The sequence below is a fragment of the Peribacillus sp. YIM B13481 genome, from assembly GCF_042787985.1.
Classification (GTDB): domain Bacteria; phylum Bacillota; class Bacilli; order Bacillales; family DSM-1321; genus Peribacillus; species Peribacillus simplex_A.
In genome coordinates this window covers 81,119-92,842 of sequence record NZ_JBHZPE010000015.1, presented here as the reverse complement: position 1 = coordinate 92,842, position 11,724 = coordinate 81,119, and the positions used below count along the sequence as shown (strand labels likewise).

The window sequence follows — 11,724 nt, the reverse complement described above, 5'->3', positions numbered from 1 at the left end:
CAGGCAAAAATTCAAAGGGAATCTCAAAAAGGGGTTCGGAATTTTTTAATTCCGAACCCCTTTTGTCTACAAACTGAGTGGTTTTTCACCGTACTATGGATTTAACCCTTTTCAATCACGTTTATCAATTCTCTTAAATAATCCGGCAGATCAGGTGGACGTCTGCTTGACACAAGGTTTCCATCTACGACGACGGGCTCATCTATCCAAGTTGCCCCTGCGTTTTCCATATCATCTTTAATGCCAGGTGTACTCGTTACAGTCTTCCCCTGTAAAATTTTCGCGGATATCAACACCCAACCAGCGTGACAAATTTGCCCAATGGTTTTTTTATTTTCTTCCATGCTTTGAAGGAGCGGTAACACTTCAGGAAACCGGCGAATTTTGTCGGGTGCCCAACCGCCCGGTACAAGAATGGCATCATATTCTTCTGCATTAATACTGCCATACTCATAATCAGAAATGGCTGGTACACCATATTTTCCAATGTATGTTTCATTCGCCTTTTCACCAGCGAGGTGAACAATCGCCCCTTCTTCTTTTAAACGTAAAATCGGATACCAGAGCTCTAAATCTTCAAAATCATGGTGCACAAGACAGATTATTTTCTTTCCTGCTAATCTCATGAAAATCTCTCCTTCTTTCGTACTTTCCGCTTTACCATTCTTCCCTATTACTTCCCTTTTTCTACTGCCTGTACACTTAACATACAATTACCGATGCATCAACATCCGGCCTATAAATCAACCTTTACCAAGTACAGCCCAGCTGCCTCCGCCATACGACCCGTTTGGATTCTTTCTTTTGACTCTATAATACTTGGTATATTTTCAGCATCTATTTCACCCAACCCAACTTCTATCAACGTCCCGACAATCTTTCTAACCATATTATAAAGAAATCCATCGCCTCGCACTGTAATTTGGATGAAGCCAGCATTTTCTTCTATATCAATGGAGTATATTTCACGCACCATGGACTTTTTCTTAGACTTTGCATTTGAAAAAGCAGTGAAATCATGTTCACCTATAAAATGTTGACATGCATTTTTCATTCTTGTGATATTCAGCTTTTCCTCTACATGCATACTGTACTTTCGCATGAAAGGATTTGTATATTGCTCGTTCCAGATCTTATACAAATAGGTTTTATCCTTAGCATTATAACGGGCATGAAAACGTTCAGGAACTAGCCTAACCTCGACAATACTGATATCCCGTGGTAAATATCTATTCAAATAATTCATGATTTCAACTTCAGTCAGATTTTCACCGATCTTAAAATTGGCTATTTGGGCAAGGGCATGTACACCGGCATCCGTTCTGCTGCATCCGATGATTTCAATTTTTTCCCCTACCATTTCCGTTAATACATTTTCAATTTTCCCTTGAATCGTATCATCACTATTACCGAGTCGTTGCCAGCCTCTATAACGCCCGCCATCATATTGAATGGTCAATTTATAATTGTTCATTGCTTCCTCCTTATATTATTCCTGTATAGTCATCTAAACAGAAAATTCTTGATAAATTACAAGCCCACATACAACCCCTGCTTTATGAGAAAAGATGGTTTTTTCTTAGAAACACATCAAATTGTTAAGTTTTTATTTTTGTAATGTATTTTTGTACATCCAAAAATTATTCCTTAGAAGTTTCACTGCCCCCTGCCGTTCGAGTTAAAGAGTTCTTACTTTTTTGGGAGAGGAGAGAAGGAAAAGATAGAAAAAGGATAGACATGAAAAAGATCCCCACGAAATTAGAGTTAGCATCGGGAACCTGTATGATTGGGTTACACTTTTAAAACTGATTTGACACACACTCCACATATGGAAAATGTATGTGTGATTCATGGGTTATTTCTTTTTATAAAGCTGCATCCCTTTATTCTCCTACTAAAGTGAGATGTCCCAAACGAAACCTGAAAATGGGAAGCTCTATGCCGTTCCATAGTAAATCCTAGCCAAAGTCAAATGTACTTCTGCATAGTCTACCAAAGAGGCTAACGTCATGCAACGAACGAGTCATTCAAAAGTTTTTGCGTCTTTATTCCTTAGAGATGACTACCTGAGTAAAGTAATGCTTAACAACTTTCAAATTATATGTCCAGCGCTACTGGATACTGTAATAGAAATGCCCTTTGGAAAATCCATACTGCTACAAGGAAAAGAAACTGATGTTAGCAGTAACATCTTAACATTTACAAATTCATTTTCTTCACAGTAAACCTAGCATAATTGAATGTTACTTAAGTGCTTTCTCTTCATGAAATTCTTGAATTCGAAATTTAAAAGCAAAAAAACCACCTCACATATTTTAGCGTGAAGTGGTTTTTAGGCATTCTATGGTGTTTACCTTGAACCCATCATACAGTCGTTGATTTAAAATAAAAAACGGCAAGAACATTGCTTAGCAATGCTTTCGCCGTTCGGATGACCTGTGAGGGATTCGAACCCACGACCCCTTCCCTGTCAAGGAAGTGCTCTCCCACTGAGCTAACAAGTCGTATGTAATAACTGATTAGTAAAATACTTAAGTACATAATTTATTATATGTTTTTTTGTTAAAAAGTCAACGCATTATATTAAAAAAGTTTTATTTTCATCTTATTTTTTATTACCTATCCGCAAAACAAGAACCGGCGTTCCCTTTTCACTTGCATAAGAAACGTATGTTCGCATATAATGATTGCAAGTAAGTCAGCAAAGGAGTGACAAGGAATGAAATATATACTTCGAAAACATATGGAAGAAAACGCTCCATTAGAGATAATTTATCTCTCCGAACAAGGAAAGATTACGCAGCGGAAAATCCAGGTGCTTGAAATTTATCCAGGCAATTTTCACGCATTCTGTTTTCTAAGGCAGACAAAACGGACATTTAAAATGGACAATATCCTTTCTGCCCGCCTCATTAAGGCCAGGTTTGATAGGTCGGGATGAAAATTGGTCGACAAGATTCAACCGATCAACTCTTCTTCTTCCTGAATGTCCTTTTCCTGTTCAGTTAACGATTCTTCTTCATCTCTCAGACGATGAGCTAACCTTGAGGCGGCACTCGCGGCAATACTTGCAACGATATCATCCAGGAAGGTATGCACGATTCCTTCTTGCTTCTTATCGAGTTCGTGAATGACGCCTATTTTATTTTTATCCAAATGGCCAAAGGTCGTTACAGCAATGCTTCCGTAACCGAGTACTGCACCAAAGGCAATCGTTTCATCCACTCCGAATAACCCTTCATCAGATTCAACAATCGATTGCAGGGGCTCTGATAGCTTTTTTTGCTCTGCCAGTCTATCCAGCTCCACACCGACTAAAATGGCATGTTGAATTTCCCTTTTTAACAGGACACGCTCGACGCTGTGGATGCATTCCTCCAGCTTAAGATCAGCTTTATACGGGAACTGCAATTCAAAAACGATTTTTGCAATTGCCTCCACACTTACACCACGCTCTATTAATGTTCGTTTAGCCGCCTTTGTTACTTCCCTGCTGTGTACTTGTACATCTGCCATTTTATTCGCCACCTCTTTTATTGTATTATTTTCCTATATGCTAGTATTATAGCACCTTATAATTTAAATTTTTAGAAAATATAATGAAAATATTCTATTCTAAATTCTTCTCACAGGAAAAAATCGCAAGGCTATGCTAAAATAGTCAAGTAAGTTGTTTTTCATTATTAATTATCATCGAGGTGCGGGAAAATGAGTTTACGCAAAGGCACAATTAAAGAGTACATGTTTAAAAGCGAAGCTTTAGCAGAAGAGTTGGAACTACTTGTTTACTTGCCTGCTAATTTTTCGCCACTGTATAAATATTCGCTTGTGATAGCTCAGGATGGCCGTGATTATTTTCAAATGGGCCGAATTGGTCGCGTAGCCGATGAACTATTAGGGAACGAAGAGATCGAGAATATCATCGTTGTCGGCATTCCCTATAAAGACCGCTTTGACCGCAGGAGCAAATATCATCCGGACGGGGAACAGTACATTGCATACATACGTTTTCTTGCCCATGAACTTGTCCCGTTTTTAGATGATGAATTTCCGACCTATCAAATGGGACATGGTCGAGCTTTGATAGGTGACTCTCTTGGTGGTACAGTTTCTTTATTGGCCGCACTAAAGTATCCCCATACATTCGGGAAATGCATCATGCAGTCGCCACTTGCCAATGAAGCAGTAATGGATGCTGTACGTAATTTTGAGGATCCGCATCTCCTCGAACTTTACCATGTGATCGGGACTGGGGAAACTGATGTTCCGACGACTGATGGCAACAGGGCAAACTTCATAGAACCCAACAGGGAATTGCATAAATTATTAAAGCAAAAAGGATTTCCATGCTTCTATGAAGAATTTGAAGGTAATCATACCTGGAAATATTGGCAGGCAGATTTAAAAAGAGCACTATTGGAAATGTTCTAACTTACTCGTAATCATCTCTTTTGAGATGGTTTCAAGAAAAACATGTCCAACTATAATACAACAATAAAAAAATATCAGGAGGTTTTATTTATGAAATATGGTGTTGCAATTTTCCCTTCAAAAAAACTTCAAGATTTAGCTAACTCCTATCGAAAAAGGTATGATACGAAATATGCTTTCATTCCACCGCATTTAACGCTTAAACCAACATTCGAAGCGACGGATATGGAAATTTCGACGATCGCGGAACAATTAAAAGGCATTGCTCAAAAGTGCAGTCCTTTTACGATGAACGTAACGAAAGCGAAGTCCTTCCAACCCGTAAGCAATACTATTTATTTCAAAGTGGAATTATCCGAAGGGCTTCAAGAGCTGCATGATGCACTTAATAATGAGGAATTCATGAAATGTGAAAATGAACATGCATTCGTCCCGCATATTACCATCGCTCAAGATTTATCCGATAATGAGCATTCTGATGTTTTAGGCCAATTAAGCATGCTTGACGTTAGCCATGAAGAAGAGGTGAAACGAGTTCACTTGCTGTATCAGCTTGAAGATGGGGCATGGACCGTTTATGAAACATTTAGATTAGGAGCTGAATGATTTCGTGTTTGTAAAAATTGCAGAGAACAGCCAAGAGCTTGAAAATGCTTATATGATTCGAAAAAAAGTATTCGTCCAAGAACAAAAAGTCCCTCTTGAAGAAGAGATCGATGAATATGAAGAAGAGTCTGCACATTTCGTTTTATATGATGATCAGGATCAGCCAATAGGTGCCGGCCGCTTCAGGGTAATCGACAACATTGGTAAAGTCCAGCGCATTTGTGTACTATCATCGGGCCGAAAGAATGGTGCCGGTGCCATGATCATGAACGCTATTGAGGAATACGCAAGCGAACGGGAAGTACCTCAATTAAAGCTTGATGCCCAGGTGCACGCGATTCCTTTTTATTCAAAGTTAGGATATGAGATCGTTTCCGACGAATTCATGGATGCTGGCATTCCTCATAAAACGATGACGAAGACCATTTTATGATATAAAAACGCTGTCCTTTCAGTTTTCTGATTGGACAGCGTTTTTTTGTTCGTTCATGATCTTAAATTATCGTTTTATAAAAAAACCATTTCTGTTCAATGGCAATCTCCGCAAAAATACATAGACTATATATAGAAAGCAAGAAGGAGGGAAAATTTTATGGGCAACAATGAATTTAACCTGGAGGAGTCTCAAAAAAGATTAATGGAACTGCTGGTTTCGAGGACTATGAGAAAACATGGTTTCAAAAAGGAAAAAGTCGATCTAACTGAAAAAGAAAGAAATAACCTTAGAGAAACCATTCGCTATTTACAAGAGCAATCGCAAAAAATCATAAACCAAGACAAGAACATCACGGAAAAAGATGTTAATCCAATTACAAATTCTATTCACAACAAATTCACGGATTCCAAAGATAAATGATTCACCATTTCACCTAATCAAACCCTACTTGCTGGGGAGAAATAAGTAACAGAAAACATAGCAGCACTTACATTTCATTCCTGAAGCTCCAGCTTCTTTTATCATTCACCCCCCCACACTCTAATACTTTCCCTAAGTATTAAAAAATAGACGAATTAACTGATTTATTCGTCCAACCCGATTAATCATCAAAGCATATTTTAATAGGGAATAAAACCTAAGGAGGAAAAAACAACATGAACCAAAATGTATATCGTAGCAACTGTAACACTCATGAAGACTCTGAAAGATCATGGTCAGCCCTAGATTCAGCTTCACACCACCCCCTGACAGGATTCTGCAATAACGAAGACGACTCGATCGAACAAGAGGCAAGACAAGACAATTCTCAGGTTCAGCTTTCCGAAGAACTAATTTACATTAAAGATTCCTGTAATGTAAATATCACTTCAACAGATGTTAAAGCGGCTCTTTCTCTACAATCCGCTCTACAAGCAGCTATCGCGATCATCGTAAGCATTTCCGTTGCAGATAATGATAATGCTGATAGGATTACCCAAGAATTAATCCAATCTTCTAATGTTAAACAAATCACGCGCCAAAAAACAATTGTTGAAAACAGCCGTGATATCGACGTTGTAACAACTGATGCACAAATCGCTCTTAACATTCAACTTTTACTACAATTATTGTTAGCTCTAATCGTGGAAATTGACGTTCTCTAGAAGATCAACACAAAAAGGACACTTCACGTGTCCTCTTTTGTTTTTCTTTGCAAAACTAGACACTTTCGTTGAAATACCACCCTTTTCCCGTCATTTCAGCCGTAAATTCTTCACTAACCCCCATGCCCATTTGATTTTTATTAGCGCCTGCTCCATTCGTCCTTTCCCGATTATGATATTGAACTTGATCGAATCCTTCAAAGCTTCCCATTTCCTCTTCCAACACCTGATCAAAGCGGATCGGTTGAATGGGTTTCGTTCCTTTGACAATTCTTACTTTCTCTTCAGCTCCGACCGTCCGGTTGGCATATTGAATATAATCAAATTGTGTAACAGGTGCTATGTATCCCATAGGAATCCCACCTTTATTTAAATAGTTATGTTGTCATTTAATTACCCGTCTGGAATGAGATTTAAACACTATTTCCGCATTCTTTTTTCCTAATCTTCTGGTATGATGAGTATTGCCGATATTTTTAATAGATTAGAGGTATCCATTTATATGAATCAAGCAAAATCTGGCAATGAAATCGTACATTTACATACCGTTTCAGCTGGTGAGCTGCAGACACTTTTTGAAAAAGGAAAACGTGATCAGCTTTCTTGTATCATTTGTCATAAACCAGTGAAATTATTTATTGGGATCCATGAGACACCCTATTTTTATCATAGTGACCCATCGCAGGCTCACTGCGAAATGCCGAATTCAGAACCGATAAATGAGGACAGGCCATTAGAATATATGGAACAGAATGGATTTAGGATTCCTACATCACGAACCATTACAGAAACAAAAACCATTACGGAACCTTTCCTTAAAAGCCGGCCCATAACTGGCAATCCGAAGTATTCAGATAAACCTTCTGCCCTGGAACAACCAGAGGAACCATACTTTCAGGAATTATCCTCATCCGGGGTTGTTCTAGATGCAGAGCAACTCAAAGCGGTAATGACGATCGATGGACCAATCCTCGTCCTATCAGGAGCCGGCAGTGGGAAAACCCGGGTATTAACGGTACGTACTGCCTATATGCTCACAGTGAAGAAGATTGATCCAAAAAGTATCATGCTTGTAACATTCACGGCGAAATCTGCAAAGGAAATGCAGCAGCGTCTGCTCGGCTATCCCTATATGACGCCTTCCCTTGTTTCTCAAATAGTTAGCGGGACCTTTCATAGCATCTTTTATAAAATCCTGATTTTTCACGAACCATCCAAATGGCAGCGTGATTTCCTATTGAAGTGGGAATGGGAAAAAGAAAAGATATTGAAACAGGCTGGCAGGGAATTGGAACTTGATGATAAGGAATTTGCATATGATCAAGCCCTTCAACAAATTGGGCTTTGGAAAAATTCCTTGGCCTTTCCAGAAGATATTAAACCGACAGACGAGTGGGAGAAATCCTGTTTATTTTTATATAAGAAATATGAAGAATATAAACAGCAAACAGGGAAATATGATTTTGATGATATGCTTGTAGGCTGTTATGTATTTTTAAAAAACCACCCGGATTTTTTGAAGAAATATCAGCAAAGATTTAACTATTTTTTGGTTGATGAGTTTCAGGATATCAATAAAGTTCAATATGAATTGATAAAACTCCTCTCTGCTGAATCAAAAAATGTATGTGCGGTTGGGGATGATGATCAATCCATTTATTCTTTCCGCGGAAGCGATCCGAAGTATATTCTGAATTTCAATCATGATTTCCCTAGATCCCAAGTGGTAAAGCTGACCGAGAATTATCGCTCTTCTCATGAAATTGTCGCTACAGCGAACCGCTTGATCAAGCGCAACCAGAACCGGATGGAAAAAAAGATGACAGCACAGCATGATTCTGGTAATCCCCCTGTATTATTTTATCCTTATGATGAGGAATTGGAAGCAACGATGATCGTATCCGACATCCAAGAAAAAATATCCAAGGGAGCAAACCCTGGGGACTTTGCAGTTTTGTATAGGACACATACGATGTCCAGGGCCATTTTTGAACGGCTAGCCGCTTCAAACCTGCCATTTGTCATTGAAAAGGATGCAGATTCGTTTTATCAGCGCAGGGTCATTCGCGGCATGCTTGCCTTTATGCGCCTGAGTTTGTTTCCCCATGATAGCAAGGCAGCATCTGATGTCCTTTCCTCCTTATTTTTAAAGCAAAGTATATTACAGGAGTTAAAAGCAATGACAATACTGCAGGATTGTGATTTTATCGATGCATTTGCTTTTGTTAAGACAGGACATGCTTTTCAAGAACGAAAATTAAAAACGATCCCAGGACAAATCCGCTCTTTAAAAAATATGGCTCCACTTGTAGCTTTAGAAATCATCGAGAAAGATTTGGGATACCAGGAATATGTAAAAAAGCGCGGAAATGAAGCAAACCTGGAAAAAGGTTCCGATGACATCCGCGACCTAAAGGTGGCAGCAAATCGTTTTCCCACCGTCGCCGCTTTCCTTGATCATGTCGATCATATGACTGCGATGGTTCAAGAGATAAAACAGCTATCGAAACATTTTAAGGATGCCATACAGCTAACTACCATACACCGTTCAAAAGGGCTTGAATATCAAACCGTTTATGTTCTTGCTGCTGTCGATGGCAGCATTCCTCATGATTTCGCACTTGAATCATACCGAAAAGGGGAGCTGGCCCCTCTTGAAGAAGAAAGACGTTTGCTCTATGTAGCAGCAACCCGGGCTAAAAAGGATCTTTACCTTTCCATCCTGCAAACTAGACGGGGACGGACCGCTTATCCATCACGTTTCTTGAAGCTTTGACCAAAAGTGAATAATATCTCTCTTTGAAAATCGAAATGAGAAAGGCCTGCACTTTAGCAGGCCTCAGACTGTAGACAAACCCGATGAAAATTGAGTTTGTCTATTTTTATGGCTTGTACAATTTGGACGTTGATTTCCACTCCAGGCACTCGCTTTCCGCGGGCGGTCGGGGAGCCTCCTCGGCTTTCGCCTGCGGGGTCTCCCCTAGACGCGCTTTTCCCGCAGGAGTCTCGTACCTTCCGTTCCAATCAACTTTGTCTTACCTTTTAGATGGAACACTTTTGCCTGGAGTCATTTTTGTTTTAAAATAAAAGTATTATAACTTGAGGTGATGAGGATGCTTTCTAAACATGATTCTATTCAGCGAGATCAACTGGTGCCAGCGAACCATTTGGTTCGTAAAATTGAGAGGCGGCCATTGACTTCACTTTCATTTATGACTTGGTGAAAGATATGTATTCAGAGATAGGGCGCCCAAGTATTGATCCAGTTATTTTAGTTAAATTGACATTGATTCAATATACCTTTGGTATTCGTTCGATGCGTAAAACAATTGAAGAAGTTAAAACGAATATGGCTTACCGTTGGTTTTTAGGTTACGGTTTCCATGATAAAGTGCCTCACTTCTCAACGTTCGGGAAAAATTACGAGCGACGCTTTAAAGATACTGACCTGTTTGAACAGATTTTCTATCGCATCTTAATGACAGCTTCCGAAAGAAAGTTAATAAGTGCTGAGCATGTATTCGTTGATTCCACTCATGTGAAAGTCAGTGCAAATAAGCGAAAGTTCGCAAGGAAACACGAGCGTATCAAGAACGCCTTCAAGAAGAAATAAATCAAGATTGTGAAAACCATGGAAAGAAACCTTTTCCACCAGATAAATTTTATAAGGAAGAAACCAAAGAGATGAAAGAAAGTACAACAGATCCTGAGAGTGGTTACTATGTGAAAGATGAACGGACAAAACAGTTTGCCTATTCATTTCACACGGCTGCAGACCGCAATGGTTTTGTGCTAGGGTCGATTGTAACACCTGGAAAAACGCATGATAGCCATATGTTAGAGCCACTGGTTGAACAAGTGATTGAGAAAGTTGGAAAGCCTGAAGCCGTTGCCGCAGATGCAGCTTATAAAACACCAGCCATTACAAGCTACCTCTTTGACAAAGAAATCACACCGGCTTTACCCTATACACGGCCACGAACAAAAGAAGGATTCTTCCGCAAACATGAGTATGTTTACGATGAACATTTTGACTGTTACCTTTGCCCATCGGGCGAGATTTTAAAGTACTCAACAACAAATAAAGAGGGACATCGTGAGTACAAATCTCCCAAACACATTTGTAAGACATGTTCATTTTTATCACAGTGTACACAAAGCAAAGACCATCAAAAAGTGGTGACGCGCCATATCTGGCAAGAAAATATGGAAGAAGCAGATCACCTGCGTCATCATCAAGATGTAAAACCTATCTATGCGAAACGCAAGGAAACGATTGAGCGTGTATTCCCAGATGCAAAAGAAAAGCATGGTATGCGTTGGACTACTTTAAGGGGACTTAAAAAATTGTCGATGCTTACTTTCGCTGCCATGAATGTAAAGAAAGATGGCCAATTGGCATGGCAAGGTCCAAAAATGGCCTAACATAGTGGGCTCGTATACCCAATTCCTTAATATTGAGCAAAATTCAAAGGGAATTTCAAAAGGGGTTCGGAATGTTAATTCCTAACCCCTTTTGTCGACAAACTGAGGCCTGCACTTTAGCAGGCCTTTTTTTCACTTTTTATTTATCATATTGGAAATGGTCCCGAAATCCAGTTTATTCCCTTCAGATACAATGGAATGGACGATCTTATCTTCCGTTTCCTTATTGACCGGCTTATTTGCTATTTTTGAAACGCGCTTGATGACGCTTCTAACTGTGGTTTCATCTTTGAAATTGGCTCCCTGTAGAGAGTTTGCCAACTCTAATACATCCTTCATATTTACGCCCGTTTTACCTTCTATGTTTTTAAAAAAGTTATTATCCATACCTAAGCCCCTCCCTTTTCTGTACCTATCCTATGTATTAACAGAAAAATGGTGCTAGGCCCTCACAAATAAAAATAAATGGAATAGGCTTCTTCTGCCTATTCCATTTACGTTAGCAGCAGAAAGAAGCCCCTACAATGATTAATAGGATAAACAAGACGACGATTATCGCGAAAGTAGAACCGCCGCAACCATAGCCTCCGCCATAACCGCCTCCGTAGCCATAACAGCTGTTGCCACAACCGTAGCCACCGAAACCAAACATACTATATCACCTCGCTCTCGCTAAAGCTT

Annotated in this window: 13 protein-coding genes, 1 tRNA gene and 1 pseudogene; 8 read left to right on the top strand and 7 right to left on the bottom strand. The window is 39.4% G+C overall.

Annotated features, from left to right (window positions below; all coding sequences use genetic code 11):
• Nucleotides 1-101: 101 nt before the first annotated feature.
• From ACFX4X_RS11565 to ACFX4X_RS11555, 3 genes are all read right to left on the bottom strand, one after another.
• The gene (locus tag ACFX4X_RS11565; protein WP_377383511.1) at nucleotides 102-626 is read right to left on the bottom strand and encodes a type 1 glutamine amidotransferase domain-containing protein; all 525 of its coding nucleotides are present in this window, start codon (nucleotides 624-626) and stop codon (nucleotides 102-104) included.
• A 110-nt stretch (nucleotides 627-736) separates the two neighbouring features.
• On the bottom strand, nucleotides 737-1,474 hold the full coding sequence (gene truA / locus ACFX4X_RS11560; RefSeq protein ID WP_377383509.1) for a tRNA pseudouridine(38-40) synthase TruA: 738 nt from the start codon (nucleotides 1,472-1,474) through the stop codon (nucleotides 737-739).
• A gap of 958 nt (nucleotides 1,475-2,432) precedes the next feature.
• Nucleotides 2,433-2,504, bottom strand: a tRNA-Val gene (locus ACFX4X_RS11555).
• A 215-nt stretch (nucleotides 2,505-2,719) separates the two neighbouring features.
• Here ACFX4X_RS11555 and ACFX4X_RS11550 point away from each other — a divergent pair.
• Entirely contained in the window at nucleotides 2,720-2,941 is a 222-nt protein-coding gene (locus ACFX4X_RS11550; protein WP_061462133.1) for a hypothetical protein, read from the top strand.
• Nucleotides 2,942-2,958: 17 nt separating this feature from the next.
• On the opposite strand, the gene ACFX4X_RS11545 is transcribed toward ACFX4X_RS11550, so the two are convergent.
• A complete protein-coding gene (locus ACFX4X_RS11545) occupies nucleotides 2,959-3,516 on the bottom strand; it encodes a phosphatidylglycerophosphatase A family protein (RefSeq protein WP_061462132.1) in 558 nt (185 codons plus the stop codon).
• A gap of 192 nt (nucleotides 3,517-3,708) precedes the next feature.
• Here ACFX4X_RS11545 and ACFX4X_RS11540 point away from each other — a divergent pair, with 192 nt between their 5' ends.
• The 5 genes from ACFX4X_RS11540 (at nucleotide 3,709) to ACFX4X_RS11520 (ending at nucleotide 6,618) form a co-directional block, all read left to right on the top strand.
• Nucleotides 3,709-4,431: an alpha/beta hydrolase gene (locus ACFX4X_RS11540; RefSeq protein ID WP_284471440.1), complete on the top strand. Its 723-nt coding sequence runs from the start codon at nucleotides 3,709-3,711 to the stop codon at nucleotides 4,429-4,431.
• 90 nt (nucleotides 4,432-4,521) lie between these two features.
• Nucleotides 4,522-5,037 carry a YjcG family protein gene (locus tag ACFX4X_RS11535; RefSeq protein ID WP_377383507.1) on the top strand — a complete coding sequence of 172 codons (516 nt, stop codon included), beginning with the start codon at nucleotides 4,522-4,524 and terminating at the stop codon, nucleotides 5,035-5,037.
• 4 nt (nucleotides 5,038-5,041) lie between these two features.
• Nucleotides 5,042-5,470 carry a GNAT family N-acetyltransferase gene (locus ACFX4X_RS11530; RefSeq protein WP_061462129.1) on the top strand — a complete coding sequence of 143 codons (429 nt, stop codon included), beginning with the start codon at nucleotides 5,042-5,044 and terminating at the stop codon, nucleotides 5,468-5,470.
• A 159-nt stretch (nucleotides 5,471-5,629) separates the two neighbouring features.
• Entirely contained in the window at nucleotides 5,630-5,893 is a 264-nt protein-coding gene (locus tag ACFX4X_RS11525) for a hypothetical protein (RefSeq protein WP_061462128.1), read from the top strand.
• Between the two features lie 236 nt (nucleotides 5,894-6,129).
• Nucleotides 6,130-6,618 (top strand): spore coat protein, encoded by a 489-nt coding sequence (locus tag ACFX4X_RS11520; protein WP_061462127.1) that lies wholly within the window; start codon nucleotides 6,130-6,132, stop codon nucleotides 6,616-6,618.
• Between the two features lie 55 nt (nucleotides 6,619-6,673).
• On the opposite strand, the gene ACFX4X_RS11515 is transcribed toward ACFX4X_RS11520, so the two are convergent.
• Nucleotides 6,674-6,970 carry a hypothetical protein gene (locus ACFX4X_RS11515; RefSeq protein WP_377383504.1) on the bottom strand — a complete coding sequence of 99 codons (297 nt, stop codon included), beginning with the start codon at nucleotides 6,968-6,970 and terminating at the stop codon, nucleotides 6,674-6,676.
• A gap of 150 nt (nucleotides 6,971-7,120) precedes the next feature.
• On the opposite strand from ACFX4X_RS11515, the gene ACFX4X_RS11510 reads away from it, so the two are divergent.
• Together ACFX4X_RS11510 and ACFX4X_RS11505 are read left to right on the top strand one after the other, a co-directional pair.
• Nucleotides 7,121-9,394 carry an ATP-dependent helicase gene (locus ACFX4X_RS11510; protein ID WP_061462125.1) on the top strand — a complete coding sequence of 758 codons (2,274 nt, stop codon included), beginning with the start codon at nucleotides 7,121-7,123 and terminating at the stop codon, nucleotides 9,392-9,394.
• A 337-nt stretch (nucleotides 9,395-9,731) separates the two neighbouring features.
• Nucleotides 9,732-11,043, top strand: a pseudogene (locus tag ACFX4X_RS11505) (IS1182 family transposase).
• Nucleotides 11,044-11,175: 132 nt separating this feature from the next.
• Here the strand turns inward: ACFX4X_RS11505 and spoVIF are convergent.
• Both spoVIF and ACFX4X_RS11495 read right to left on the bottom strand, forming a co-directional pair.
• Nucleotides 11,176-11,430 carry a sporulation-specific transcription regulator SpoVIF gene (gene spoVIF / locus ACFX4X_RS11500; RefSeq protein ID WP_061462124.1) on the bottom strand — a complete coding sequence of 85 codons (255 nt, stop codon included), beginning with the start codon at nucleotides 11,428-11,430 and terminating at the stop codon, nucleotides 11,176-11,178.
• A gap of 112 nt (nucleotides 11,431-11,542) precedes the next feature.
• Nucleotides 11,543-11,695 carry a YjcZ family sporulation protein gene (locus ACFX4X_RS11495; RefSeq protein WP_081108729.1) on the bottom strand — a complete coding sequence of 51 codons (153 nt, stop codon included), beginning with the start codon at nucleotides 11,693-11,695 and terminating at the stop codon, nucleotides 11,543-11,545.
• Between the last annotated feature and the right edge of the window lie 29 nt (nucleotides 11,696-11,724).

Excerpts from the sequence above, each read along its gene's own strand:
- ACFX4X_RS11515 (WP_377383504.1), bottom strand. The coding sequence starts at position 6,970 with ATGGGATACATAGCACCTGTTACACAATTTGATTATATTCAATATGCC.
- ACFX4X_RS11540 (WP_284471440.1), top strand. The coding sequence starts at position 3,709 with ATGAGTTTACGCAAAGGCACAATTAAAGAGTACATGTTTAAAAGCGAA.
- ACFX4X_RS11545 (WP_061462132.1), bottom strand. The coding sequence starts at position 3,516 with ATGGCAGATGTACAAGTACACAGCAGGGAAGTAACAAAGGCGGCTAAA.
- ACFX4X_RS11565 (WP_377383511.1), bottom strand. The coding sequence starts at position 626 with ATGAGATTAGCAGGAAAGAAAATAATCTGTCTTGTGCACCATGATTTT.
- spoVIF (WP_061462124.1), bottom strand. The coding sequence starts at position 11,430 with ATGGATAATAACTTTTTTAAAAACATAGAAGGTAAAACGGGCGTAAAT.
- ACFX4X_RS11535 (WP_377383507.1), top strand. The coding sequence starts at position 4,522 with ATGAAATATGGTGTTGCAATTTTCCCTTCAAAAAAACTTCAAGATTTA.
- ACFX4X_RS11550 (WP_061462133.1), top strand. The coding sequence starts at position 2,720 with ATGAAATATATACTTCGAAAACATATGGAAGAAAACGCTCCATTAGAG.
- ACFX4X_RS11495 (WP_081108729.1), bottom strand. The coding sequence starts at position 11,695 with ATGTTTGGTTTCGGTGGCTACGGTTGTGGCAACAGCTGTTATGGCTAC.
- truA (WP_377383509.1), bottom strand. The coding sequence starts at position 1,474 with ATGAACAATTATAAATTGACCATTCAATATGATGGCGGGCGTTATAGA.
- ACFX4X_RS11510 (WP_061462125.1), top strand. The coding sequence starts at position 7,121 with ATGAATCAAGCAAAATCTGGCAATGAAATCGTACATTTACATACCGTT.
- ACFX4X_RS11520 (WP_061462127.1), top strand. The coding sequence starts at position 6,130 with ATGAACCAAAATGTATATCGTAGCAACTGTAACACTCATGAAGACTCT.
- ACFX4X_RS11525 (WP_061462128.1), top strand. The coding sequence starts at position 5,630 with ATGGGCAACAATGAATTTAACCTGGAGGAGTCTCAAAAAAGATTAATG.